The 24,654-nt window shown below is 37.8% G+C and carries 26 protein-coding genes; 12 read left to right on the top strand and 14 right to left on the bottom strand.

Features of this window, described 5'->3' with window-relative positions; all coding sequences use genetic code 11:
- Positions 1 to 867, bottom strand: coding sequence for a Cof-type HAD-IIB family hydrolase (locus tag FAR12_RS10995; RefSeq protein ID WP_126408717.1), 867 nt, complete (start codon positions 865 to 867; stop codon positions 1 to 3).
- A 232-nt stretch (positions 868 to 1,099) separates the two neighbouring features.
- Between FAR12_RS10995 and FAR12_RS10990 the strand changes: the two genes are divergently transcribed.
- Positions 1,100 to 1,300, top strand: a complete 201-nt coding sequence (locus FAR12_RS10990) for an alpha/beta-type small acid-soluble spore protein (RefSeq protein WP_126408716.1) — start codon at positions 1,100 to 1,102, stop codon at positions 1,298 to 1,300.
- A gap of 57 nt (positions 1,301 to 1,357) precedes the next feature.
- On the opposite strand, the gene FAR12_RS10985 is transcribed toward FAR12_RS10990, so the two are convergent.
- Together FAR12_RS10985 and FAR12_RS10980 are read right to left on the bottom strand one after the other, a co-directional pair.
- The gene (locus tag FAR12_RS10985) at positions 1,358 to 1,708 is read right to left on the bottom strand and encodes a YlbF/YmcA family competence regulator (protein ID WP_126408715.1); all 351 of its coding nucleotides are present in this window, start codon (positions 1,706 to 1,708) and stop codon (positions 1,358 to 1,360) included.
- A gap of 81 nt (positions 1,709 to 1,789) precedes the next feature.
- A complete protein-coding gene (locus tag FAR12_RS10980; RefSeq protein ID WP_342772311.1) occupies positions 1,790 to 2,929 on the bottom strand; it encodes a DUF445 domain-containing protein in 1,140 nt (379 codons plus the stop codon).
- Between the two features lie 151 nt (positions 2,930 to 3,080).
- Between FAR12_RS10980 and FAR12_RS10975 the strand changes: the two genes are divergently transcribed.
- From FAR12_RS10975 to FAR12_RS10950, 6 genes are all read left to right on the top strand, one after another.
- Positions 3,081 to 4,454: a YheC/YheD family endospore coat-associated protein gene (locus FAR12_RS10975; protein WP_170972172.1), complete on the top strand. Its 1,374-nt coding sequence runs from the start codon at positions 3,081 to 3,083 to the stop codon at positions 4,452 to 4,454.
- A gap of 14 nt (positions 4,455 to 4,468) precedes the next feature.
- Positions 4,469 to 5,560, top strand: a complete 1,092-nt coding sequence (locus FAR12_RS10970) for a YheC/YheD family endospore coat-associated protein (RefSeq protein WP_126408712.1) — start codon at positions 4,469 to 4,471, stop codon at positions 5,558 to 5,560.
- Positions 5,538 to 6,902 carry a YheC/YheD family endospore coat-associated protein gene (locus FAR12_RS10965; protein ID WP_126408711.1) on the top strand — a complete coding sequence of 455 codons (1,365 nt, stop codon included), beginning with the start codon at positions 5,538 to 5,540 and terminating at the stop codon, positions 6,900 to 6,902. The genes FAR12_RS10970 and FAR12_RS10965 overlap by 23 nt, the downstream gene beginning before the upstream one ends.
- On the top strand, positions 6,899 to 8,101 hold the full coding sequence (locus tag FAR12_RS10960; protein WP_126408710.1) for a YheC/YheD family endospore coat-associated protein: 1,203 nt from the start codon (positions 6,899 to 6,901) through the stop codon (positions 8,099 to 8,101). The genes FAR12_RS10965 and FAR12_RS10960 overlap by 4 nt, the downstream gene beginning before the upstream one ends.
- A 294-nt stretch (positions 8,102 to 8,395) precedes the next feature.
- Complete coding sequence (locus tag FAR12_RS10955) at positions 8,396 to 8,950, top strand: GNAT family N-acetyltransferase (protein WP_126408709.1); 555 nt, start codon at positions 8,396 to 8,398, stop codon at positions 8,948 to 8,950.
- A gap of 89 nt (positions 8,951 to 9,039) precedes the next feature.
- Entirely contained in the window at positions 9,040 to 9,249 is a 210-nt protein-coding gene (locus FAR12_RS10950; RefSeq protein ID WP_126408708.1) for a YheE family protein, read from the top strand.
- A 29-nt stretch (positions 9,250 to 9,278) separates the two neighbouring features.
- Here the strand turns inward: FAR12_RS10950 and FAR12_RS10945 are convergent, their stop codons facing one another.
- Positions 9,279 to 9,521, bottom strand: a complete 243-nt coding sequence (locus tag FAR12_RS10945; protein ID WP_126408707.1) for a hypothetical protein — start codon at positions 9,519 to 9,521, stop codon at positions 9,279 to 9,281.
- A gap of 301 nt (positions 9,522 to 9,822) precedes the next feature.
- On the opposite strand from FAR12_RS10945, the gene FAR12_RS10940 reads away from it, so the two are divergent.
- Positions 9,823 to 10,026: an alpha/beta-type small acid-soluble spore protein gene (locus tag FAR12_RS10940; RefSeq protein WP_126408706.1), complete on the top strand. Its 204-nt coding sequence runs from the start codon at positions 9,823 to 9,825 to the stop codon at positions 10,024 to 10,026.
- 298 nt (positions 10,027 to 10,324) lie between these two features.
- Here FAR12_RS10940 and FAR12_RS10935 read toward each other — a convergent pair whose 3' ends face one another.
- From FAR12_RS10935 to FAR12_RS10895, 8 genes are all read right to left on the bottom strand, one after another.
- Complete coding sequence (locus FAR12_RS10935; RefSeq protein WP_126408705.1) at positions 10,325 to 12,355, bottom strand: ABC transporter ATP-binding protein; 2,031 nt, start codon at positions 12,353 to 12,355, stop codon at positions 10,325 to 10,327.
- A complete protein-coding gene (locus FAR12_RS10930; protein WP_126408704.1) occupies positions 12,352 to 14,112 on the bottom strand; it encodes an ABC transporter ATP-binding protein in 1,761 nt (586 codons plus the stop codon). Before FAR12_RS10930 ends, FAR12_RS10935 begins: the two co-directional genes overlap by 4 nt.
- Before the next feature lie 431 nt (positions 14,113 to 14,543).
- Positions 14,544 to 14,858: a YbjQ family protein gene (locus FAR12_RS10925; RefSeq protein ID WP_126408703.1), complete on the bottom strand. Its 315-nt coding sequence runs from the start codon at positions 14,856 to 14,858 to the stop codon at positions 14,544 to 14,546.
- Positions 14,859 to 15,047: 189 nt separating this feature from the next.
- Complete coding sequence (locus tag FAR12_RS10915) at positions 15,048 to 15,242, bottom strand: sigma-Y antisigma factor component (protein ID WP_126408702.1); 195 nt, start codon at positions 15,240 to 15,242, stop codon at positions 15,048 to 15,050.
- Positions 15,239 to 15,562, bottom strand: coding sequence for a YxlC family protein (locus FAR12_RS10910; RefSeq protein WP_126408701.1), 324 nt, complete (start codon positions 15,560 to 15,562; stop codon positions 15,239 to 15,241). Before FAR12_RS10910 ends, FAR12_RS10915 begins: the two co-directional genes overlap by 4 nt.
- Positions 15,559 to 16,074, bottom strand: coding sequence for an RNA polymerase sigma factor SigY (gene sigY, locus FAR12_RS10905; protein ID WP_126408700.1), 516 nt, complete (start codon positions 16,072 to 16,074; stop codon positions 15,559 to 15,561). Before sigY ends, FAR12_RS10910 begins: the two co-directional genes overlap by 4 nt.
- Positions 16,075 to 16,224: 150 nt before the next feature.
- Positions 16,225 to 17,511, bottom strand: coding sequence for an MFS transporter (locus tag FAR12_RS10900; protein ID WP_126408699.1), 1,287 nt, complete (start codon positions 17,509 to 17,511; stop codon positions 16,225 to 16,227).
- A gap of 103 nt (positions 17,512 to 17,614) precedes the next feature.
- On the bottom strand, positions 17,615 to 18,076 hold the full coding sequence (locus FAR12_RS10895) for a helix-turn-helix transcriptional regulator (RefSeq protein ID WP_126408698.1): 462 nt from the start codon (positions 18,074 to 18,076) through the stop codon (positions 17,615 to 17,617).
- A 167-nt stretch (positions 18,077 to 18,243) separates the two neighbouring features.
- On the opposite strand from FAR12_RS10895, the gene FAR12_RS10890 reads away from it, so the two are divergent.
- From FAR12_RS10890 to FAR12_RS10875, 4 genes are all read left to right on the top strand, one after another.
- On the top strand, positions 18,244 to 18,789 hold the full coding sequence (locus FAR12_RS10890; RefSeq protein WP_126408697.1) for a GNAT family N-acetyltransferase: 546 nt from the start codon (positions 18,244 to 18,246) through the stop codon (positions 18,787 to 18,789).
- A gap of 557 nt (positions 18,790 to 19,346) precedes the next feature.
- Positions 19,347 to 19,748 (top strand): MerR family transcriptional regulator, encoded by a 402-nt coding sequence (locus tag FAR12_RS10885; protein ID WP_126408696.1) that lies wholly within the window; start codon positions 19,347 to 19,349, stop codon positions 19,746 to 19,748.
- A gap of 74 nt (positions 19,749 to 19,822) precedes the next feature.
- Complete coding sequence (locus tag FAR12_RS10880; RefSeq protein WP_126408695.1) at positions 19,823 to 21,175, top strand: hemolysin family protein; 1,353 nt, start codon at positions 19,823 to 19,825, stop codon at positions 21,173 to 21,175.
- 158 nt (positions 21,176 to 21,333) lie between these two features.
- Positions 21,334 to 21,984, top strand: a complete 651-nt coding sequence (locus FAR12_RS10875; RefSeq protein WP_126408694.1) for a hypothetical protein — start codon at positions 21,334 to 21,336, stop codon at positions 21,982 to 21,984.
- A gap of 61 nt (positions 21,985 to 22,045) precedes the next feature.
- Here FAR12_RS10875 and FAR12_RS10870 read toward each other — a convergent pair whose 3' ends face one another.
- Together FAR12_RS10870 and coaA are read right to left on the bottom strand one after the other, a co-directional pair.
- Complete coding sequence (locus FAR12_RS10870) at positions 22,046 to 23,290, bottom strand: S1C family serine protease (protein WP_126408693.1); 1,245 nt, start codon at positions 23,288 to 23,290, stop codon at positions 22,046 to 22,048.
- A 201-nt stretch (positions 23,291 to 23,491) separates the two neighbouring features.
- Positions 23,492 to 24,436 carry a type I pantothenate kinase gene (gene coaA / locus FAR12_RS10865; RefSeq protein WP_126408692.1) on the bottom strand — a complete coding sequence of 315 codons (945 nt, stop codon included), beginning with the start codon at positions 24,434 to 24,436 and terminating at the stop codon, positions 23,492 to 23,494.
- Positions 24,437 to 24,654: the final 218 nt, after the last annotated feature.

Here is a 24,654-nt window from a genome sequence, read left to right as displayed (position 1 = left end):
TTATCTAATAATATTCATCTTCTTCAAAAACTCAATCGGCTGTTGCTTACGAAAATGTTCTTTCACCATGTAGCCTACACCCTTTTGATTATTGGAGCGAGTAATCCAATCGGCTGCCTTCTTCACCTCTACGGGTGCATTTCCCATGGCCACTCCAAGGCCGACTGCCTCAATCATCTCAATGTCGTCAATCGCGTCACCGATTGCAACCATTTCACTACGCTTAATCCCTAACTGCTGCCCTAAATAAAGCAGCCCTGTTAGTTTCGAAACTCCTCGTGGGACGATTTCCAAGCGGAAATCAGATAGCTTTAACGTTTCCACCTCTGAAAACATCCCTTGAATCGCCTTCTCTGCATCTTGTAAGTCACTTTTTTCTTCGAAATACACTTCTATTTTAGGCGGAGCACTCGGGTCATCCATAATCGTATCGCTAATAGAATCTACAAATTGATGTGGATAAAACAGTGGGTCTCCTGAATTCACAACTGTCTTTGCCAGTAAATTGTTATTCATTTTTAGTTTATTCGCAAGTGAGTAGTTTTCATGAACTAATCTAATTTGGCAATGAAAGCCCTCTAGAAGTCTAACGATTTCAAAGGTTATATCTTCATGAATCCTTTTTGCTAAGAGCGGTTCTTCTTGTTCTTGTGCAATGTAACCTCCACGATGTGTGACAAGGACAGAGTCTAGTTTCAATGCTTTTGCAACCTTTTTGGCAGATGGAAAGCTTCTTGATGTTACTAGTGTTACATAGATTCCTTTTTCCCTTACATAATCAACTGCTTCTTTCGTTGATTTATGGAGCCTGCCATTCGATTGCAGCAAGGTTCCATCGATATTTATAGCTAGTAGCTTATATATCACCCTTAATGCCCCCATTCTTTGTTGTCCTAAAAGGTCCTATTCGAAAAAGAAAAGACCATCTAATACACTTTTATGAGAAAAAAAACCTAATTAGAACAAGCAACTAGGACATTTTTTACACGTAGGAAATGACTTTGTAAAAATTACCATACTCCATCTATGAATAAGAAATAAAATATGATACATAACTAGAAATGTAGCACCAAACAAATACACCAAGGAGATGATTTACATGGCAAGAAGCAGCAGTTCAAACCAGCTAGTCGTTCCAGGAGTACAGCAAGCAATTGATCAAATGAAATTTGAAATTGCATCAGAATTCGGCGTTAAGCTTGGCCCAGATACATCTTCTAGAGCAAATGGTTCAGTTGGTGGAGAAATTACAAAGCGTCTTGTACAAATGGCTGAGCAACAACTTGGCGGAAAGTTTTAAAATAGAAAATCTTATATAAAAAGACCCCGCTAAATCAGCGGGGTCTTCCTATCCTAATTATTCAGCAGCACCATAAAGCTCTTCAAGAGGCTTCATGATGATTTGATTTAATTCAGTGATAATAACGCTCATACGTTGTTCTGCTTCCATAAGCTTTCCAATCATTTCGTGTTGCTGAACTAAAGCAACAGATTTTTGCGCTTGTTCCACTTCTTCTTGCGTAATTTCTTCACCCATCATTTGCTTTTGTTGAAGCTGCATTTGGATGTTACGAAAGTTCTCAAACATCGTGCGCGCTGTATCATCAGCATTCACTGCATCATACATTTTTTTTAATTCATTTAGCTCATTGCTATTGCGAATCGCTTTTTCTAATTCATAAGCTGCATCGTGTAAATTCACTGCCATTTTATATCCAACTCCTTATTCATAAACAATCCATACCACTATAACAAACTATGAAGTAAAATGCACATCGTGACATACTCTCTACCCAACGAACAGCATCACGATACCCTGGAACAGTCCGATCAGTCCACCAAGTAAAGCCCCTAAATAAGTAATCATTTTAAGCTCGCGACTCGTAATCATTAAAACCATTTCCTCAATGCGTTGAACAGAGAAGGACTCTACCTGTTCGCGCACAACATCAGCTAAATGGAGTCGTTTCATCAAATCCTCAATACGATTAGATAACCACCCTCCAAACATCTGTACAGCAGTCGGCGCTACGTTTTCAATGATTCTTTCCTTATAGATTTCTGTTAAACTCGAAATCGGAGTGGATAACACTTGCTCCACACGAATGATCTTGTGTAAATATTGCTTTACGGTTTTGACTAACTGCTCTTTACCAAATTGCTCTTCAACCTTCTCAGCCTGCCAATCCAAAACCTTATCCCATTCTTTTCTTAAAAGGGTTGTGACTAGATCCTTTGTCCCCTCACTATTTAAGAATTTAATGATCTCTTTTTGAATTCTCTCGGTTAAATTGACATTTCCTAAAAACATTTGTAGCATGTTTCCAAGCATCCCGCTCCGCTCTTTTACAAAATCATTGACCATTCGATCAATCCGAAGCTCACCTTCAACACTAGCAAAATAATCTCGACCTTTTACTAAAATGTAGCCACTGATTTGCGGAATTTTTGAATCAATTTTTTCTAAAATTTCGTCTGATAAGACTGTTTTAAGGGGACGAGCTCTATATTTATCCATGAGTTGATCATACTTTTTCTCCAAAAAGGCATCTAACTCTTCTTTCAGCTTAACCTGACTATCCGTATAACCAATACGTTCCATCAGTTGTTCGAGGCTTTCCTCACTCGTAAGGAATTTCTCTAGTTCCTTTTGTACAACCTTTGTCATTTCCTGTTGGAAACTCTCATTCAAAAACTTTTTCTGAATACTTTCTGGTGTTAGTAAATGCTTGACTACCATTTCCCCTAGTTGGTTAGCCAGTTCATCTCTCCGTTTTGGGATAATCCCTGGTGTAAATGGCACTCTCCATTTGCCAATATAAACTGGATTATACGGGCGAAATAACATTTTTATCGCGAGGTGATTTGTAAATCCCCCAATAACTGCACCGATAATCACCATAAATAAAATCGTATAAACAATACTCATACCCATCTACCTTCCATCTTCATATAAGGAGCCACCTAGGCACCAAACATCCGCATATATCATACATTACTTTATACCGACTCTTGCCTATATTCACTCTACCCTTGCTATTATATATGGAGCTACAAAGACGAGCAAATGAGGAATGCTTATGACGTCAGCTTCTTATTTACCTATTACGATTGTACCCTCGAAAACGTTTCAAGATCATCAAAATACTGTTTATTTAAGCAGTTCTTTACTAAATCATTGGGGATTAAATCCTTCCGACGAGCTAAAGCTCTGTATCGGAACAAGGCTTCTTCACGTTCAAGTAGAAGTAAGAGCCTTAGAAAAGGATTTACTCCTTGTAAGTGAAGCATTCATGAGCAATCTTCCGTTGCCCATTAAAGAAATTCGTTTCATGAGTCAATATGACAGGAGCCATAGAACCCTTTATCTCGGACCTGTTTTTGCTTTAATTACAGAAATCCAAGAACAAGAAAATGGACCTAACTTTCGTTCTATTCATTCCTTTTGTGAGGAACTCCATTTTACCTCCAATATTGGCGGTGGATTTTTCTATGTTTTTCATATAAAAGATTTTGCGAATAATGCGATTGAGGGGTATTACTACGACAACGAGGAATGGAAAAAGGGGAGCTTTCTTCTGCCAAATGTCATTTACAACCGAATTCACTCTCGGACAATAGAAGCTAGTTCGTTTTTTAAAAAGAAAGTGAATGAAATAGCTTTACATCAAATCCCCTTATTTAATGACCGATTTCTATCAAAATGGGAAGTCCACAATCTTTTGTTTGCCGAAGAACATTTGCACCCATTTTTACCAGATACACAATTATTCAGCCCCGAAGTTTTACATCTCTTTCTTGAAAAATACGATTCTGTCTTCATGAAGCCAATCAACGGTAGTCAAGGACGCAATATTTTTCGTGTTACCCAAATTGGCAGAGAAATCATTGTTCAATCCTCTTCTGCAAGTGAACAAGATAAGCGAAAAACTTTTGATGACTTAGAAGATTTTATCGAATGGTTTGAAAAACGGAAGCAAACGATTTTCCTTGTACAAAAAACGATTCCATTAGCAACCTTCGAGGGACGCCAGCTTGATTTCCGTGTCCTTTGCCATAAAAACTTTCAGGATACTTGGAAGGTAACATCAATTATTGCCAGAGTTTCCTCCAAAACACAATTTGTCTCAAACCTTGCCCAAGGTGGAGAAATGATGAAGCCAGTTATTCCTTTGACGGAACTTTTTGACTACAAAACTGCCCGTTCACAAGCCACCTTCATGAAAGAGTTATCTCTCGAGGTTGCAAATGTCATCAGTCAATCCGCTGAAGGAATTGTTGGAGAATTGGGTATCGACATTGGTATAGATGAGAATGGAAGACTGTTTATTATTGAAGTGAATTCAAAGCCCTCAAAAAATGCAGAAGAGCAAAAAGCGAAAATACGTCCGTCAGCCAAGGCGATTTTCGAATACGGAACAACCCTAGCTTTTAGTCAGATGAAAAAGGAATGAAATGAGGGAGTAAAATGCTTACGCTTGGATTTATGACCTTACTATTAGAGAATGAGCACACCTATTTTACGGAAATAGCAAAACGTGCACATAAATATAACATTGAATGCTTTCGCTTCATCCCCTCAAGCATGGATCCAACCACCGAAATGTTTGAAGGCGAATATTTTTCCCATCAACAGGACCGTTGGGTGAAAAAGAGGTTCCCTCTCCCAGATGTCTTGTATGATCGCTGTTTTTACGGAGAAGACTTTCACTCACGCCAATGCAAAGGCATCGTAAGCTGGCTCAAGAGTAAGGATAATGTTCGTTTCCTTGGATACGGGCTGCCAAATAAGCTTGAACTATATGAGGTACTATCTAACTCAAACCTTTCTGCCTATCTTCCGAAGACGGTTAAGGTAACATCGCCACAGATGATTCACAGTCTTCTACAAACATTTCAGCGAATCATCCTTAAGCCAAGCAACGGCTCTCAAGGAAACGGTGTTTATTATATCGAAAGACATAATAAGCATTTCATTGTGAAAACGGATAAGTTGGATCAGCAAGTCTCCCGTGTATTTGCTGATGAAACTTTGCTGCTGAATTGGCTTGAGCGACTCCTTAAGAAAAAGGAGTTCATGCTCCAGCCTTATTTATCCTTAACAAATGAACATCACGAACCATTCGATATCCGCTCTCTTCTCCAAAAGAATCGAAACGGGCATTGGATAACCGTTGGAAAAGGCATACGCCAAGGAAAAGAAGAACGGATTGTTTCAAATTTAAGTGCTGGTGCAACTGTCATCGATTATGAAAAATGGATACAATCTATCCCCCAGCAAAAACGGAATTTTATCAAAGACGAAATAAAGTTTATTTTAGAAAGCCTTCCCCGTTTATTAGAAGAGAAATTTCATCCACTCTTTGAGTTAGGGGTAGACATCGGGGTAGCAAAGGATTATTCCATTTGGATCTTAGACGTTAACTCGAAGCCTGGACGTAAGGTATTACTCACAAGTCAGCCTGATTTGCAGGATTATTTATACGAAAGTCCCCTACTCTATGCTAAAGCAATTATGGAAAGGAGCATTCTAGATCATGAAGAAACCGTATTTGATTGAATTTATCGATGACATGAAGAATACCGTTTATTATCCTCCAGAGCTGCCATTAGGGGAGATAAAAAGAATCGCTTACGGAACGTTTTCGGCTAATGCGATTTGTGTTCCCCATCCAACAGGAAGAAATACAGTTGCCATCAGCCATGATATCGCGAAACGAATAAAGATGCCGAATCTTCAAGTCGCACTACATTTATTTTCCCATGATCAAACATTGCACCTTGGTCCCCTTGTCGGGATTTTCACATCTGGCTTCACCCCCTTCCCGCTGAGACCGATTGGCGAAAGGTCCCTATTCTTTTCAAAGCTCCTTTCCGTTGAAAAATTGGTTGGGGCTCATGCATTTGTATTTGGAGAAGAACATATTAATTGGGAAAATGGAACGGTGCTTGGCTACTTCTTTTTAGAAAACGGTTGGGAAACAATTGAGGTTCCGTTACCTAATGTCATTTATGACCGACTTCCTAATCGGCGCAGTGAAAAGAAAGCACAGCTCTCAAACATAAAAGAACGATTGCAAAAGGAATATTTAATCCCATGGTACAATCCTGGATTCTTTAATAAGATGGACGTTTTTGAACGTCTTCATCAAGATGAGTTAAGTTCGAATTATTTACCTGAAACACACCCTTTCACCTCTTTTTCAATGGTTGAACGAATGCTGGCTGATTACGGTCATGTGTTTATTAAACCGATGAATGGGAGTTTGGGACTTGGTATTCACCAAATCATTTATGATCGGGAAAACGATGCTTATTATTGTCGCTACCGTGAAAAAGATGGTTCAAATAAGCTGAGGAAATATCCAACGCTTGAGGGTCTATTCAAGCATGTATTCAAAAACCGCAAGCTTTCCACCATGCTTGTTCAGCAAGGCATCCATTCCATTCGGGTAAACAATTGTACAGTCGATTTTCGCATTCATACGAACAAAGATATGAAAGGCAATTGGCGAATTACCGCTCTTGCTGGGAAAGTAGCAGGTCCTGGTAGTGTTACAACCCACATTAATAATGGCGGCGTAATAAAAACCATCGATGAGATTTTTGAAACAAAGGAAGAACAAACGGCAGCTTTAAACAAATTAAAGGAAGCATCTCTTGCTCTTAGCCAATCATTGGATACTCAAATGGAAGGGTTGATTGGAGAAATCGGCTTTGATTTGGGGATTGACCGGAAAGGAAACGTCTGGTTACTCGAGGCAAACTCTAAACCTGGAAGATCGATTTTTAAGCATCCTCAATTAAAGGATTTCGACCTTTTAACAAGAAAGTTATCTTTAGCTTTTTCTGTTTTCCTCACAGAGAAATCTATTTTATCACCAGAGGAAATTATCACATGATCCTTTATTACGACCCCGATAAACAAAGCTGGTTTCACACTGAAGCTGAGCAGGAATATACATTTGGAGTGGATGAAATTCCTGTTCCATACAGGAATAAACCTAGTTCATCATCCATTCCTTTTCATTTAGGATATAGGAAAAAAAATAATCTTGGACCCTTTCTGGGCATTTTAGCTGGTCGTAAAAATGAACGAAACATTATCGGGAACGGTCCCCTTTTTAAAAAGCTGCAGGAAGAAATTCTTGATTATGGTGGGCTCTCATTTGTATTCACATTAGAGCATATGAGGGAACAACAAGTAGATGGTTATCTTTACTTACCGTATAAGGAGCAGTGGTTACTAGTAAAGCTTCCCATTCCTCATCTCGTTTATAATCGACTTCCTTTTCGGAAAATGGAACAAACGGAGCAATTTCAATCTGCAATCAGACTCTTTCAAAAAAAGGATGTCTGTTTTTTTAACCCTTCGTTTCTGGATAAATACCAGCTCTACAAGATTTTCAAGGAGGATGCGCATTTAAGCCGATACTTCCCTGAAACCATTCTCATACAAGATCGGCTTTCTCTTGAATCCTTTTTGGACCAACATAAGGACATCTATGTGAAGCCCTCTAATGCAGCAAAAGGAAGAGGAATTTATAGAATAATGAAGAATGAAAAGATTCTCGTCCAGGGTTTAAAAAAGAATCAAACCTTTACCGATTTCGATGAGCTTTGGAAAGAATATAGAGCTAAATTAACTAAGGTTCCTTATATCGCTCAAAAATCCATTTCTCCCCTTTTACACGAAGGGAATCGTTATGATTTTCGAGTTCTTGCCCACTTTGATGGGGAAAAATATATTGTTACTGGAATAGGGATTCGGCAATCGGTCGAACAAAGTGTTACTACTCATATTCCAAACGGGGGCAGATTGATTCCACAACAAGAAGTATTGAAAGAAAAAGATAAGCAATTTATTCAGGCAGTTGTTCAGCGTTGTGGGGAGATTTTAACAAAAGAAATTGGATTCTTCGGGGAATTTTCCATGGATGTTGGTCTAACCGAAAACGAAGATTACGTTATTTATGAGATCAATTCAAAGCCGATGAGCTTTGATGAAAAAGATATTGAAGAAGCTCGAGTTCGTCAATTGGTTCAGCTGTTTGGTCATAGTTTTTATACCGATGGAAAGGGATTTAGGTATCTCTTCTAGCGAACAATGATGGAAGTGCAGCTTTATACTGATGTAGGAGAAAATATGATAATTAAAAATGACAAGCCTAAACAAAGACTCGTTAATGCGAAAGAGACAGAATAGGATTTTATGCTATTCTGTCTTTTATTTTTTATCCACTCATTTAGAGTCTAGTATTTTTCATTGCCATCAATTCTACCAAGATATAGAATTTAGGTATCGAAATGTAAAGGGGATAGGTCAATGAGTAAATATACTATTGTTTCTTTAAATGTCGAGGTGAAAAATAACTAAATTAGGAGATTATTAAAAATGAATCTTAATTATTCAAGCTTTTTCAACGGTAACCTAGTTCGATTAACAGCACCTAAACAAGGCGATGTTGATATCATGGCACTATGGCACGAGGATGCTGAGTACTTACGAAATGTTGATACTGACATAGCTAAGGTGAAATCAATTATCCAAATTGAGCAAGAAGAAGATCGTAATTCAAGTAGTTTCTATTTTCGAGTTAGGACAATTGAATCTGACGAACTAATTGGCTTTGTTGTCATTCATAGTGTTGAATGGAATAATCGTGCTGGAATGCTGGCAATTGGGATAGGAGATTCAAAATTCCGTGGAAAGGGATACGGAACAGATACATTACAATTAATTCTTCGTTACGCTTTCCATGAATTAAATTTAAACCGTGTGGGTTTAGACGTAATTGAATATAATGAAAGAGGTATTCGTGCCTACGAAAAAGTGGGCTTTAAACTAGAGGGCCGATTACGAGAAGCTGTACAGAGAGATGGAAAGACCTTTGATCGTATTGTAATGGGAATTCTTCGCTCTGAATGGGAAGAACTAAACAATATTTAAAAGAGACTCGTTCTGCCATTTGGCAATTTTTCTAAATAATCTTTTCTTTTCTCCTACTCAAGGTACAATAGCATTAGGGGAGGGAAATTATGATTACACATTTTCAGTACAAGCCTTTATATGAGAATAAAGAGATGCCCGGCTGGCGTTTTTCATTTTACTATCAGAAGCAAAAGTACAACGGTATCTATTTTCCAGATGGGAAAATTGAATGGTCTTCAGACGAAGTTCCAAATGACGAAGAGAAAATTATTAAACAAATTCATGAAATCATGCTGTTTCATGTCTATGATAAATAAGGAAGAGGGAGTTCAATATAGGCTCCCCCTTATTCATTTATAAAGACAATTTCATCATATCCGCACTGAGGACATTTTAATAAGTGCGGGCATTGGTGGTTTTCATAATCATTCGGATAACCATCCTCCAGCTTCATTAAATCAATTGGCATGTAGGGACTGTAATCATCATAATAGTCCATCACTCTCCCACTATCCTCTAAAGATGTTCCGCACGTCTGACATTCCTTGTGCAATTCTTGAAATCCATTACATATCGGACATATTCCCATCCATTACCCCTCAATTTCTTATAATATCGAGTAGTTATAGTTTGCATCTATTTAGAGCAAGTATGAATTTTTCAGATTGATGATTTGTAAGGAAAATATTCCCGAGTCTCTTTTTTGAATAAATCATTCCAAGCTTTCCATACTAATGAGTACAGACAGCAAAACAATTTCTTACACCGATGGGTTAAACCAAGTATAGGTGGCAAGTAATTACTGACTCGCTCAAGTAACGCTTGCTCGCTGGTGCAAATCCAGCTAACCCAACCAATAGACAAAAATTTCTGAAGGAGAGTGTTCAGCAATGGCAAACAACAGTTCTTCAAACCAATTAGTAGTACCTGGAGCACAACAAGCTCTAGACCAAATGAAGTATGAAATCGCAAGTGAATTTGGCGTAAAATTAGGAGCAGACACAACTTCTCGTGCTAACGGTTCAGTTGGTGGAGAAATCACTAAGCGCTTAGTTTCTCTTGCTCAAGGACAACTTAGCGGCGGACAATTCTAATTAATATAATTTGCAAAGTGACAATTTAATATGAGAAATGGCTATAGCCCCCTTCTTTATCGAAGGGGGCTTCATGCTGTACTTTTTATGTTCTTATTTTTCCATATTTGAAAGCAGTGAATTGACAATGAAATAGCCTAGAACCATTATGCTAGCAATTGCTAATGTAATGCTTAATTCTTCCATCACTAATGCCCCCTTTAGTCATTTCTCTGTTAAAAATATCACAGCTAAATAGGGGGCTTCAGTGATAAAACGCAAACCTTTGTGACTAGAATATGAATTTTTTTTGAACAAGTTACCCTGCCATGGACTGGCCTTGTTGGAGTTGATACATTTGATAGTATTTGCCTTTTAACTCCATCAGTTCATCATGGGAGCCTCTCTCAACGATTTTTCCTTTATCCAGAACAATAATTTGGTCAGCATTTCGAATCGTCGATAAACGGTGAGCAATAACAAAAGTCGTTCTCCCCTTTTTCAACACATCCATCGCTTCCTGAATAATGACCTCAGTTTCTGTATCAATACTTGAAGTCGCTTCATCCAGAATCAAAATAGCTGGATCATAAGCAAGAGCCCGCGCAAAGGAAATCAATTGTCGTTGTCCACTTGATAAGGTACTGCCCTTTTCAATTACAGGCTCATCAAAGCCTTTTTCGAGATTCATTAGAACCTTATCTGCACCAACATCTTTCAATGCCTTCTCCACTTTTTCACGGGAAATCGATGGATCATTTAAGCTCACATTGGAAGCAATCGTTCCTGTGAAAAGGTATGGATCCTGTAGTACAATCCCCATATGCTTTCGTAGAGTTTGATGAGAAATGTCTTGAATATTCACTCCGTCAATTGAAATCGTCCCTTTTTGACTATCGTAAAAACGGAACAAGAGATTGATAATCGAGCTCTTCCCTGAGCCAGTATGACCGACAAGCGCAACAGTCTCCCCTTGTTTGGCCTCAAAGGTAATATCCTTTAATACATATTCATTTTCCTTATAGCCAAAATGAATATGATCGAACTTTACATTTCCCTTATATCTAGGAATAATTTCATCACATACATCGATTCCATCCTCATCCAAAAGCTTAAAGACCCGTTCCCCAGCAACCAAAGCTTGCTCTAAGTTTGCTAATTGGTTAACTACTCCTGTGACTGGTTGGAAAAGGCGATTAATGTAATCGACGAAAGCATAAAGCATTCCCAGTGATATAACCGTAGTAGCATTTAAGGCAGCTCCACCGAAATACCAAATAAATGCGACAAAGATGATATTCCTCAGAACACCCACTAAATTATGAGATGTTAAGGAATTCAAGCTTAACAATTTATTTTGATAGGTAAAATGCTCGTTATTCAATTTTTCAAATTCATCTTTAATCTGTTTTTCTCGGTTGAAGGCTTGAATCACATTCATGCCTTGAATCGATTCATTGACCATCGCATTAATGTCACTGTTGCGTGACCGTATTTGATGGTTATACTTCGAAGCGTATTTTCGATAAATAATAGTCCATACATAAAGAATCGGTAATAAAAGCAAACAGATTGCTGCAAGCTTTGCGTTCAAAATGAACAATGCGATGTAAATCCCTGTTATATAAATTGCACTTGTAAAAAACGTCGCAAGCACCGTTACATACAGTTCACGAATGGCTTCTGTATCGTTCGTAATCCGCGCAACTACTTTCCCGGCCGGTAGATTATCAAAATATTTGATTGGAAGCTTTTGAATTTGCCCGAATACATCCTCACGCATTTTCTGAATAATTCTATGAGCCGATTTCTGTAAGAAAAAGCGCTGGCCGAATTGAAAGAATGCTGCAACAATCAACACACCGAAATAGATCGCTAGCAATTGTATCATTCTAGGAACTTCTGGCTGATAAAATCGCAAAAGCTCTTCACCTTCTAGAACAGTCCCCGAATAGGTAGCCGTCTCTTTTCCAGATGTTATCGTCACAGTCCCGTTCTCAAATTTCCTATCTCCATCTAAAGTGACTTCGTCTTCAACAAAGATAAAGTCTCTGTTAATTTGGAGAATGCTTACCGGATCCATTTTTACATCATCTGGTTCCAGATATTTTTCTCTTTTGTAAAAATGCCCCTGATATTCAACGGCATCCTTGCTATTTTCCGTTTCATACCAATTCGATTCAATTCCGAGTAGATGGTGATCAATTAATCGTTTAGCAATAAACGGCCCCGATAAATCCGCAGCAACCGAAACTGTAAGCATGAGTAAAGCTGCAATAATCAATTTTTTATAAAGTAGTGCATAATCCACTAATCTTCTGCCCGTGGATTTCGTTCCGAAAGATTTCATAATGAAAACACCTCCTCTTCAGCAGCGGTTTGTACTTGCTGGCGCTCAAATTGTTCCTTGTACCAACCTTTTTTCGCCATCAGTTCGTCATGTGTTCCTTCTTCTACAACAAGCCCGTTGTCTAGAACAACAATTAGATCCGCATGCTGCACAGCTGACATTCGATGGGTTGAGATAATGGTTGTTTTTCCACTACGCTCTGTACGAATGTTGTCGATGATTTTTTTCTCCGTTTTTGCATCGACTGCAGAAAGAGAATCATCAAGAATTAAAATTTCTGGGTCTTTAATAAGTGCCCGAGCGATCGAAATTCTTTGCTTTTGACCTCCAGACAACGCCACGCCTTTTTCACCAACAAGTGTTTCTAACCCTTCTGGAAGCATTTCTAAATCTTTTTGGAAATCAGCAATCCGCATTGCCTTTTGAAGTTCGTCCTCGGCTGCCCCTGGTTTCGCAAACAGAATATTTTCCTTTACGGTTTTCGAAAAAAGAAAATGATCCTGTGGGACATATCCTAACCAATCCTTTGTATCCTCCAAATTTTGCAGATGCAGAGGGATATCCGATATTGCTAGGACACCTTCCCCATTTGGGTATTCCCGTAAGAGTTGCTTAATTAAAGTCGTTTTTCCGCTACCTGTTTTACCCACCACTCCAAGAGTTTCACCTCTTGCAACATGGACCTTAATATTGTTTAAATTATCTACCTTCGAGGATGGGTAGCGGAAAGTTACCTCTTTAAAATCAATTGAGTTTGGTTCTTCCACTTTAGTTGGCTCATCCGGATTCTTTACATCCGCTTCATAAGCCAAAATTTCTTGAACCCGATCTAATGATGCATTCCCTCGTTGCATAATATTGATGAGTTCTCCGATGGCAAACATCGGCCAGATCAACATTCCTAAATACACATTGAAGGACACGAGTTCCCCAAGAGTAATGGTTTGATGGAATACAAGATAGGCTCCATATCCTAATCCAATAATGTAGCTTAATCCAACTAGGACGTGAATGGTCGGGTCAATAAACGAATCAATTTTAGCCACTTTCACGTTCTTTTCATATACATCTTCAGTAAGTTGATGGAATAATTGCTCATCCGCTCTTTCTTGCACATACGCTCGAATGACCCGAACGCCCGCGACTGATTCAAGAACCCTGTCGTTGAGTTCGCCAAATGCATCCTGTGCTTCTGTAAAACGTGTGTGGATTCGATCCCCATATATTTTCATTAGCCAAGCCATTATCGGCAATGGCAATATTGCCGCAAGTGTTAGCTTCCAGCTTACGAATACAGCCATTGTCGTTAAAATCGTCAGCATAAAAGCTGTTGAATCGACTAATGTTAAAATTCCAAATCCAGCTGTTATAGAAATAGCTTTTAAATCATTCGTTGCTCTTGCCATTAAATCTCCCGTTCGATTTTTCTCAAAAAACGTCGGTGTCATTTTGAGCAAGTGTTTCATAAATCTTGAACGAAGCTTCCTTTCCACAAGATATGCTCCACCAAAAAGTTTATAATGCCATACGTACGTTATCCCGTAAGATACAATACTAATCAACATAAAGATCCCAATAAACCAAAGTACTCTATCCCATGTCATTGTTCCTACATGGATATCATCAATCGCCATTCCTACAAGTCTAGGTGGCATAACATCTAATATTCCAACCAATATAAGTAATCCAATTGCTACTGTGTAGCGTTTCCAGTATTCCTTAAAAAACCAACTAAGCTTTCCTAATATCGAAAACAAAGAAGTCATCTCCTTTCATCTGTCTGAACTTCACTAACCGCCTTCTAGCTCCACTTTTGTTACTTCCTTTCTAATTTTGACCAACATCGTCATTACCTCCTTATCAATTTTTCAATCTATAGAAAACGAGTTGTAACTCGTATTTCCCGAATTTACGGATCAAAAAAAGACATATCGAATTGCGATATGCCTTCCTTCATATAGACAGCACACGCTACGGAATAAACGTAGACCTGTGCCAAGAATTTAATTAGATAATGTTCTTATCCAAGGATGCTAGGTATGGTTACGTTGTGATCATATTTAGTTGTCTTAAGTTTATGCTTTCTTACAATCATGTTCGTAACCTCCTATCTCATTTCATATTTTTTCCACTTTGTTAGCTTATCATCGTTAGAATTGAAAGTCAATTCCTATTTTTCAAACAAGAATCAATCTACAACCACTGCCGTCCCATAAGCGATGATCTCCGATGCCCCCTGCATCACGGCTGAACTTGCCAGTCTCATCCCGATAATCGCATTGGCTCCTTTTGACTTAGCATCTTCCACCATTCGACCGATTGCTTGCTGTCGAGCTTCTTCCATCATTTCTGTGTACTCTTTTATCTCACCGCCAACAATCGTTTTTAGCCCTGCGAGAATATCTTTCCCAATATGCTTTGAATGGATGGTGCTTCCTCTTACAAAGCCCATTAATTCTTTTACTTCTTTTCCCGGTACATAATCAGTAGTCACGATAATCATGTTCATCATCCTCCTGTTTTTCCTTCCTTCGCTCCACTATTAATAATATGAAGAGTGTAGCACAGGCTAATCCATAAATAATGAAGCTGACGATAGCTGCTTTCATGTGAACAAAAAGGAAAATGATCCCTTATATTTGCCCTAAGACAGCAATTAAAATTAGAAACTGCTTCCATTTCCCCATTGGATTCATGTCTTCTTCCAAATTTTTCGGGCAAAAAGAAGATAAAAAAGAGTTGGCATCGGCGCTTGAATTAGCCCTATAGTTCCCCAAAACCAATAATTATGTCCATACTTTCTGGCATTTATAAACAGAAAAATACTTTGGCTAATCAATATAACTCCTATCACAAAAACGAGAGGCAAGGAAATTTGTTCATTCATCCTTTATCCACCTTCTTCACATAAGATTTCATACAATAGCCAATAACAAAAAAGAGCGATATTCCTTGTAAAGTCCAAAACATAACCGGCCGCTGATGAAGTGAATATAGAACCAGACTAATAATACCAAGAGCAAGAATTAAGAAAATGGCCAACTCTTTATAAAGCTTTCTACGTATGTTCACCTTCTGGTCTACTATAAATTGTTCAAACCACTCTACACTAGGTGTATCAATGTCAATTCCTTCGTCCAAGCGTTCCATGCCCTTTCTAATTAATTGACTGTCCTTATTCAAAGTTTCTTTATCATGAGGCATCATGTATTCAACTCCTTTCTCACTGCTAAAATTCCGTTATGAATTCTTGACTTTACTGTTCCCGATGAAATTTTCATAATATTTCCAATATCATCATAGGAATAGCCATAATAGTGCTTTAAGACAATTGGGATTCGAACATCATCACGAAGATGACTTAACGCTGTTAAAACATCATTCCATTCTTCATTCCGGTTCTCCATCTGCCATTTCAAATGACGAATTCCCTGTTCTTTCTCCCAATTATTTTCCCGTTTATTTTTTCTAAGCTGATCCATATATAAATTAGTCGCGATCGCAATCAGCCATGAAGAAAATTTGGACTTTTCATCATATTGATGGATTTTTTCCAAACACTTGGCGAACGTCTCTTGAGCAAGGTCTTCAGCCATTGCCTTATTCATCGTGGCTTTGATTAAGTATTTCAGCAGAAAGGTGTAGTTTTGCTGAAAAAGCTTTGCTAAAGCTTGAGAATTGCCAAGCCTTGCAGCCTTTATAATATCTTTTTCGTTCATCAGCAATTCCTCACTTTCTCCGCCACTTCTAGTTTTCGATTATATGACGCTTAACTAAGAACAATCGTTCATTTAAATTTTAAAATATCTTTTTCCAAATAAAAAACCCCAATTGTTCGTTGTCTTGAACAATTGGAGTACTATATTTTTCTAACGAGCTACACTCGTTTCTTGAAGTTTTGAGTTCTTTATTTGTTCCTCATTATTCGTAAGTTTTGGAAGAGTAATCATATAAAAGATTCCTACAAGAACCAGGCATCCACCAACGAGCCAAAAAATCATTTCGATTGATAAAATGGATGGGAAACTTAGCGTAATAAATCCAAGTGTTAGAGATTGAGCTAGCATCATTAGTGGATTCATTAGGCCCTGTACCCTCCCCATCATTTTCGGATCAATAATACTCGGCAACCAGCCCCCAATTCCCACATTCACAAATGGAAGACCTAGTGCTGCAAAAAACAACACTGTCATAAAGACCACAATGTTATTTGGCAAAGAGGCTGCAATGATAATGCTACCTGTTAATATAAGTCCAATATTAATTAAATGATATAGTTTCATTTTTTGACTTAGCAAGGATGCAACAAAGCTTCCAATTAATACTCCGACTCCAAAAACGATACCAATGACAATTGATAACTCTTCGTAAGTCTCAGGAGCAAGCTTATATTTCAGAATAAAGACAGGCATGACCGAGAATCCACCATTTACTATGCCAAAAACACAGAATCCAATCATTAGGTTTTTTAAAAGTTTATGCTTCATCATATACAAGAAGCCTATTTTAAAGTCATCGAGGATCATCTTGACCTTCAGATCCTTCAAGCGATGCTCTCCATTTGGAAGCCTTACTTCCTGATTTATTTTACATCCTCTTATTAAAAGAGCACTTCCAATAAAGGAAAGTAAATCAACAATCAGCGCTCCATAAATCCCGACAGACCAATAAGCAAAAATCCCCAACCCATTTCCAAAAAGCATAAACAGGCTTCCTACTAACTGATTTAGTCCAGCAGCAGTCGTATAGTCACCCTCTTTAAGAATCCCTTGAACAATTCCATTCTCTGCTGGAAAAAAGAATTTCAGTACCGCGCTTCGCAAAAATAAAACTGTGAAAATTAAAGGCATCCATCCTATATAAATGGTTATTATCAAGGTCAAGGATAATAGTGCACTTATCCAGTCACAATAATAAGCTATTTTTTGTCGGTCCATTCGATCAGCCAATACACCGACAATAAAAAAGACCGCTAACGTAGGTAATGAAAACATGAGCTCCGTAATCGTTGCATAGGCAGGTTGGTCAGTAAAGCGATCCAGTAAATAAAACATAAAAGCTGTTAGCCCAATAGTACTTCCTAATTGAGAAGTGAAATTCGCTAAAAATAACTTCGTAAAATTTCGGTTCTGAAATATTTCTTTAAATTTTCCCATTCGATATTCTCCCATCTCTCTATGTTAGCTATATCTTACGGGAGATTTTTCCAACCATGAAGAGACTGATGTTGGTTTCCATCTCAGTCTCAGGTCTGATCGTCTATAGGTTCTTTTCACTAACTAATTCATGAAATCTTTCAAGAGATGCTTCCTCATCTGTACTACTAAAAATCCGAAAATACTCATCATCCAAAATCCGATAATGCTGGCTAAGAATATTTTGCTGAAGAATAAAGCCTTCCTGTTTTTGGACTTCTCTCCACCAAAGTTTTCCGCCCATCGTCTTTTCTTTCCGATAATCAATTCCGTCCCTAGCAACTGTTTCAAGTACTTCTAGCGGTTCATTTCCAAATAAAAATTGCACCGTTTCTGTCTCACGAAAAAGAGCGCAGATCGTAACCACTGTTGGCCAATTGGCGTACATTCGACCCTTTTCAATTTGTACCAGTGTCTTTTTAGATACACCGATAATCTCGGACATTTTATCTTGTGTATATCCTGCTTCCGTTCGAATAAGACGTAGTTTTTCTGAAACCTTTAATATAATCTCCTCACGAGTCAATCCAGCGTCACCCTTTATATGTAGATTCGGTGTAAATTTACACTTTATACCATCATTATACAAGCAATCGCAAAAAACTACTACCCTCAAGGAAATTTCCTATTTGTCCCCCTATCCTTTTTCAAAAAAACCAAACATATATATAAGGACTAAAGGGGGGTTGGGCGATGATTAATATAAAGGTAGATAATGAGATCGAACTTCAATTGTTTCAACCTTATCACGCAGAGGAATATTTTCAATTAGTGGAAAGAAACAGATATTATTTACGCGAGTGGCTGCCTTGGATTGATGAAGTACGGTCACCAACAGACACTTATTTACTTATCCAAATGGGACTAAATCGATTTCATGAAAACAATGAGCCCAATTTTGGCATACGTTTTAGAGGAGTATTAGTTGGAAATATCGATTTTCATGATATCAATTGGTATAATCGGCAAACTCAATTGGGGTACTTCCTTTCTCAACACGCTCAAGGCTATGGAATAATGACACGGTCCATCCAGGCTATACTTCATTATGCATTTAGAGAATTAGATCTCCACCGAATAGAGATCCGTTGCGGAGAAAAGAATCGAAAAAGTCGGGCCATTCCTGAACGTCTTGGTTTTACATATGAGGGTTGCCTTCGTGATGGTGAGTATTTGCATGGGCGCTTTCATCATATCTTCGTTTACAGTATGCTAGCGCATGAATGGAAGAGAAAATAATAGGCTAGTAGATGATATGGTGGCTTCTAAGAAAAAGAATCTTGGTTTTTATGGCCGTTTCATAAAGACAATATCTCTTATAGGTGCTTCATCTATGTCCGAATTAATCGTTCATAGAGACAACTATTGCTAAAATACTACGAACTATGTCCGCATGAGCCGTTCATAAAGACAACTATTGTAAGAACCAAACGAACTATGTCCGCATGAACTGTTCATAAAGACAACGATTGTAAGAACCAAACGAACTATGTCCGCATGAGCTGTTCATAAAGACAACGATTGTAAGAATCTAGTAAACTTTGTCCTAATGACCGCTCCAAGAAGCATTCGTCCCATTTTGTTTGTAAGAATGCCTCACCATCAGCCCTTGTTTCACTTAATTTTCTAGGCATTTACTTCTAAAAACAGCAAATTTGTTCATATTACTCTCAGTTTATAATAAACTATAGGTAACATCTTTTTCACAACCGCAACGTTTGACTGTATGGTTTTGTTTCCTTATAATCTTAATTATAAGTTTAGGATTGAGGTGATATGATGGGGCTGTCTATCGTATTGGCGAACTAGCAAACTTAGCGAATTTATCAAAGAGAACCATTGACTACTACACAAGTATTGGTCTTTTGAAGGCACAACGCTCAAAATCAAATTATCGTATATACACACAACAGGATCTAGAGGATTTGAAGTTTATTGAAGAATGCAAGAATCTCCATATTCCTTTAGAAGAGATTAAAAGAAAACTAGAAATAAAGAAGTTAAAAGAAGTACACGAAGGGGAATTGAAAAAACATATCCAATCAGTAACGCAGCAAATGAAGCAGCTACAGACCGATCTAAATGTTCTGATTCCTTTGTTTGAGAATCTTGAATCTAGCCAAGTCGAAAGCTATTCCAAACTGCTCAATACTGAAAGTGAAGTGTTGCTGAAATCCCTTTCCGAATTAACAAGTTAAGCGAATTACAAAACATTTTTTTAATTATCGGGAGGTGACTCCTTACTCGTGTCTTACGAGATAAGGAAACTTATTTGGACATATTTAACTTGGTTTTGTTAGCCATTTTGATTGCTTTTACGGCATTCTTTGTCGCTTCAGAATTTGCGATCATTAGGATAAGAAGTTCAAGAGTTGATCAATTGATTGAAGAAGGCAGCAAAAGTGCAATTGCTGCGAAAAGAATCATTACTCATCTTGACGAATACTTATCGGCTTGTCAGCTCGGGATTACAGTTACAGCGTTAGGTATTGGTTGGTTAGGAGAACCAACTATTGCAGAAATGCTTGAACCTCTATTAGAAGGTTTAGCCTTCGCACCAGCACTGTCCCATGTAATTTCTGGCGTTATTGCGTTTGTGTTAATCACATTTCTCCATGTTGTTGTTGGTGAGCTTGCTCCTAAAACGGTTGCTATTCGCAAGGCTGAAAAAGTAACCCTGTTTGTTGCAAGAGCACTGATTTGGTTTTATCGTTTGTTCTATCCATTTATCTGGGCATTAAATGGTTCTGCCAGAGTAATTGTTGGATGGTTCGGATTAAAACCTGCAAAGGAAAGTGAAGAAGCACATTCTGAAGAAGAACTTCGACTCATTTTGTCCGAAAGTTATAAAAGTGGTGAAATTAACCAATCAGAGTTTAAGTATGTAAATAAAATTTTTGAATTTGACGATAGAATCGCAAAGGAAATCATGGTTCCTCGAACAGAAATCGTTTCATTATCAAAAGATGATACGATCAAAACGTTTATCGAAGTCATGTATGTTGAAAAATTCACACGTTATCCTGTTATTGATGGCGATAAGGACCACATTATTGGTCTAATCAACTTAAAAGAAGTGATGACGGATTTATTAAATAATCCAGAAATCGCTACGCAATCATTAGCATCCTATATCCGTCCAATCATTCGCGTAATTGATACTGTTCCAATTGGTGATCTTTTAATCAAGATGCAGAAGGAACGTATTCATATGGCGATTTTAATGGATGAATATGGTGGTACGTCAGGTCTTGTAACCGTTGAGGACATTATCGAAGAAATCGTCGGTGAAATCCGAGATGAATTCGATATGGATGAGGTTTCTGAGGTCAGAAAAATTAGTGAAGACCACTATATTTTCGACTCCAAAGTATTAGTCAGTGAAGTAAATGACTTGCTAGGACTTGAAATTAATGATGAAGACGTTGATACGATTGGTGGTTGGATTTTAACAGAGAATTTCGAAGCCCAAGAGGGAGATTCTATCATTAATGATTCCTATGTATTTACAATCCTTGAAATGGAAGAGCACCATATAAAATATATCGATGTGACTAAGCTCGAAAAAGAAATTGTAGAGGATTTTAAAGAAATACCCTTAACCAATTCTTCGGTCGTCTCATAACGATCATCCCCCATTCGTTTGGGGGATGATTTTTTTTACCCTTTTAACACGTGAATAAAACATACCCCAGCAATTAATTTCAATTCCTCCTCATAATTTAGCAAATTATGGTTAACCTATATTCGTATTAGACTATGAACAAAAGGAGAGAACACGTTTTGAAGAGACTAAGTATATTAATGATGAGTCTGATGGTTGGGTTGACCTGGTATCCAGCTCAATTCGCACAGGCTGCCCCTGTAAAACATGATCATGAACATAAAATGGATCATCATCATAAACATCACCACAAATTACTTGAACGTGAACAAGTAAAAGAATTGGAAGACAAAGGCTACACGAAAGCAGATATTTTTAGAGCAGCTATGCTTAGTAAGAAGTCAGATAAGAAAATTGATGAAGTACTAGATATACATAAAGAAACGAAATCTTGGGAGAAAACAGCCGAGAAGCTCGGCGTTGATAAAGAAGAATTAAAGCGAATTGAATCGATGATTGAGTGGAAGGAATTTGTAACGAAGAATGAGCCGGCAGTAAAAGAATACTTAGCTAGCTATTCGAACAAAACCATAGAAGAAATTGATGCTTATATTGAGGACGGTTTACATTTGCGCTTTCTGATTGGGGCAGCAGCCCTTGCAAAAGTAAGTGGCAAATCACTGGATGAGATCGTTGCCCTAAAAAAAGACGGAAAATCCTTTCATGACGTTCTCGATACTTTAAAGGTTGATATGGAGGATCTTCATAAGGAATTAGACAAATTTAAAGCAGGGGCGCAACAGAGCGTAAACGAAAATAGCAGTAGTTAAATGGGAAAGGCTGTTTCCAAAAGGAACAGCCTTTATTTCTTTATGAATTTCTTGAAGATGTTCAGCTCGTAGGAATATTGCTAGTCAACTTAACCTTCACCGTCTTCTCTTCACTGCCACTATAGATTTTCAACTCTACCTCATCACCTACATTAAGTTCCGTGTAAAGATATTTTCGAAGATCATTCGTCGTTGTAACCTCTTGATCATTAATGGCGACAATTACATCTTGAACCTTAATTCCAGCCTGACCAGCAGCTGAATTGGGATCCACATATGTGACCACAGCCCCACCTTTTACGTTCTGAGGAAGGTTTTGTAAATACTGTTGTGGAATCTCCTCTAGACTTGCTAGACTAACTCCCAAATACGGTCGACTGATTTTCCCTGTCTTAATGATTTCATTGACAATTGGAACAACATCATTGCTTGGGATTGCGAACCCTAACCCTTCTACTCCACTTTCTGAAATCTTCAAGCTGTTAATTCCAATAACCTGACCTTGTGCATTCATGAGAGCTCCACCACTATTCCCCGGATTAATCGCTGCATCAGTCTGAAGAACATTTAATTCCCATTCCCCAGCTGAGGTTGAAACAGCAATGTCGCGATCGACAGCACTGATAATTCCCTGAGTAACCGTACGTGAGAATTCAAGTCCTAGAGGATTTCCGATGGCTAGTACCTGTTCCCCTGCCCTTAAAGTAGACGAATCACCAAATTCCAGAACAGTATCCGCATATTTTGCATCAATCTTCAAGACCGCCAAATCCGTTAATGCGTCTGCTCCAATTAATGCAGCAGTCGTTTTTTCACCAGTATGAAAGGAAATCTCAATTTCAGAAGCACCTTCAATCACGTGATTATTTGTCACAATATAGGCCTCATTCCCAGATTTCTTAAAAATAACCCCTGAACCTGAGCCACTCTCAACTGCCTCAGTAGACCTTGAAAATGGACTGCTTTGCTGTTGCATATTAACAATCCCAACAATAGCGGCGGATGATTTTTCCACGATATCCGCAACTGAATTGCTACTATTTGATGTAGATGTTGGAACGATATTAACAGGGTTTTCTTCGGTCGTTGCGACTTCCTCCTGTGCTTTCACTGGTTCATAAAGATTTTGAAATGCATCAGTATGAGGGACAATTGTCATCGTTAAAACGGAACCAACTACTCCAGCTGCCACCATACCGGAAAAACTTTTCATAAAATTTCTAGGCTTGGATTTTTTTATATACACTTCTTCGTGAACTTGAACTTGTTCCTGAGCTTGTTCTTCTACTTTTTCTAAATCTGTCATTTTAAATTCCTCCTCCGTGTTCCTTATGCTCTAATCCTATCCAACAGATATGAACAAAAAATGACAAAACCTTTAAGAAGGTTAGAACAATTTTAGAAAAATTATTAAATAATTGTTCAATTGAATATGGCAATATAAAAGCTCTCTAGTTTTATCCAGAGAGCTTTTCATATTTCTGAAGTTATTCACTTTTTTTAAGAATTATATTTTCCTTACTCTAATATTCTCAACCTGATGATTGATTCCTTTTTCGATAATAATGTCAGCTCGAAACTTAGTTGGTAGGATGTTATTTTCTAGATTTACTTTATTTATCCGATTCCAAATATCTGTTGCAACTGCCTCCGCTTCGGTATCGGAAAGTGCTGCATATCGATGAAAGTATGATTCAGGTTGGGCAAATGCCGTTTCTTTTAAAACTTTAAATCTTTCTAAATACCAATTTAAAATATGATTCTCTTCTGCATCCACATATATCGAAATATCAAAGAAATCCGATACAAAGCGACTTGGAATAGAATCTCCAACTTGCTTTGGCGTTTGCAAAACATTTATTCCCTCAACAATGATAATATCAGGCTGACAAACATCAATGTATTCGTTTGGAATAATGTCATAGTGGAGATGGGAATAGACAGGTGCTTGGACGCGCGGATTCCCCGACTTAATTTCCGTTAAGAATTCGATTAAGACCTTCAAATCATAACTCTCAGGAAAGCCTTTTTTATCAGATAGTCCTTTTTCCTTTAATACAGCATTGGAAAATAAAAATCCATCTGTTGTAACGATTTCTACTTTCGGTTTTTCAGGTAAATTGGAAAGCAAGGATTGAAGAATCCGTGATGTTGTACTTTTTCCAACAGCTACACTTCCTGCAACACCTATTATAAATGGCAAGTTCTTTGTATCCTTTTGTAAAAACTCATTTCTTACACGATGCAATTGTTTCATTGCTTGGATATTGAAAGACAAGTATTGGATTAATGGTACATAAATCTGATTTATTTCCTCATTCGTCAGGTTTCCGATTGTCCCCTGCAGTGTCTTAATTTCTAATTCTGATAACTGAAAAGCTGGACTTGAATGCAAAGTAGCCCATTCTTCTCTTGATAAGGATATGTATGTAGAATGTTGTTCAGTGGTCATAATTAAACTCCTGACGGCATGATTTGATCTAGCTTCTTCAAAAATTATGCACTTTCAAATCAAAAATATCCAGTATTAATATTTCATTCAACAATTAAAGAGGCTGGGACAAAACCCCACCTCTAAGATGAAAAAGCCGGTGAAATTTTACGACAAGTAAAATTTCACCGGCTTTGATTATTTTTAGAATAAAAATAAGGACCACTTCTGATAAAATA

This window comes from Bacillus yapensis, from assembly GCF_005280205.1.
GTDB classification, from domain to species: domain Bacteria; phylum Bacillota; class Bacilli; order Bacillales; family Cytobacillaceae; genus Robertmurraya; species Robertmurraya yapensis.
This window is presented reverse-complemented; position numbering and strand designations above follow the sequence as displayed.

What these genes read in the sequence shown, in the direction of transcription:
- FAR12_RS10945 (WP_126408707.1), bottom strand. Translation starts at nt 9,521, where the DNA reads ATGGGAATATGTCCGATATGTAATGGATTTCAAGAATTGCACAAGGAA.
- FAR12_RS10925 (WP_126408703.1), bottom strand. Translation starts at nt 14,858, where the DNA reads ATGATTATCGTGACTACTGATTATGTACCGGGAAAAGAAGTAAAAGAA.
- FAR12_RS10980 (WP_342772311.1), bottom strand. Translation starts at nt 2,929, where the DNA reads ATGAGTATTGTTTATACGATTTTATTTATGGTGATTATCGGTGCAGTT.
- sigY (WP_126408700.1), bottom strand. Translation starts at nt 16,074, where the DNA reads ATGAACGAAAAAGATATTATAAAGGCTGCAAGGCTTGGCAATTCTCAA.
- FAR12_RS10990 (WP_126408716.1), top strand. Translation starts at nt 1,100, where the DNA reads ATGGCAAGAAGCAGCAGTTCAAACCAGCTAGTCGTTCCAGGAGTACAG.
- FAR12_RS10940 (WP_126408706.1), top strand. Translation starts at nt 9,823, where the DNA reads ATGGCAAACAACAGTTCTTCAAACCAATTAGTAGTACCTGGAGCACAA.
- FAR12_RS10935 (WP_126408705.1), bottom strand. Translation starts at nt 12,355, where the DNA reads ATGAAATCTTTCGGAACGAAATCCACGGGCAGAAGATTAGTGGATTAT.
- FAR12_RS10870 (WP_126408693.1), bottom strand. Translation starts at nt 23,290, where the DNA reads ATGACAGATTTAGAAAAAGTAGAAGAACAAGCTCAGGAACAAGTTCAA.
- FAR12_RS10915 (WP_126408702.1), bottom strand. Translation starts at nt 15,242, where the DNA reads ATGAATGAACAAATTTCCTTGCCTCTCGTTTTTGTGATAGGAGTTATA.
- FAR12_RS10950 (WP_126408708.1), top strand. Translation starts at nt 9,040, where the DNA reads ATGATTACACATTTTCAGTACAAGCCTTTATATGAGAATAAAGAGATG.
- FAR12_RS10960 (WP_126408710.1), top strand. Translation starts at nt 6,899, where the DNA reads ATGATCCTTTATTACGACCCCGATAAACAAAGCTGGTTTCACACTGAA.
- FAR12_RS10890 (WP_126408697.1), top strand. Translation starts at nt 18,244, where the DNA reads ATGATTAATATAAAGGTAGATAATGAGATCGAACTTCAATTGTTTCAA.
- FAR12_RS10910 (WP_126408701.1), bottom strand. Translation starts at nt 15,562, where the DNA reads ATGATGCCTCATGATAAAGAAACTTTGAATAAGGACAGTCAATTAATT.
- FAR12_RS10955 (WP_126408709.1), top strand. Translation starts at nt 8,396, where the DNA reads ATGAATCTTAATTATTCAAGCTTTTTCAACGGTAACCTAGTTCGATTA.
- FAR12_RS10965 (WP_126408711.1), top strand. Translation starts at nt 5,538, where the DNA reads ATGAAGAAACCGTATTTGATTGAATTTATCGATGACATGAAGAATACC.
- FAR12_RS10900 (WP_126408699.1), bottom strand. Translation starts at nt 17,511, where the DNA reads ATGGGAAAATTTAAAGAAATATTTCAGAACCGAAATTTTACGAAGTTA.
- FAR12_RS10970 (WP_126408712.1), top strand. Translation starts at nt 4,469, where the DNA reads ATGCTTACGCTTGGATTTATGACCTTACTATTAGAGAATGAGCACACC.
- FAR12_RS10985 (WP_126408715.1), bottom strand. Translation starts at nt 1,708, where the DNA reads ATGGCAGTGAATTTACACGATGCAGCTTATGAATTAGAAAAAGCGATT.
- coaA (WP_126408692.1), bottom strand. Translation starts at nt 24,436, where the DNA reads ATGACCACTGAACAACATTCTACATACATATCCTTATCAAGAGAAGAA.
- FAR12_RS10975 (WP_170972172.1), top strand. Translation starts at nt 3,081, where the DNA reads ATGACGTCAGCTTCTTATTTACCTATTACGATTGTACCCTCGAAAACG.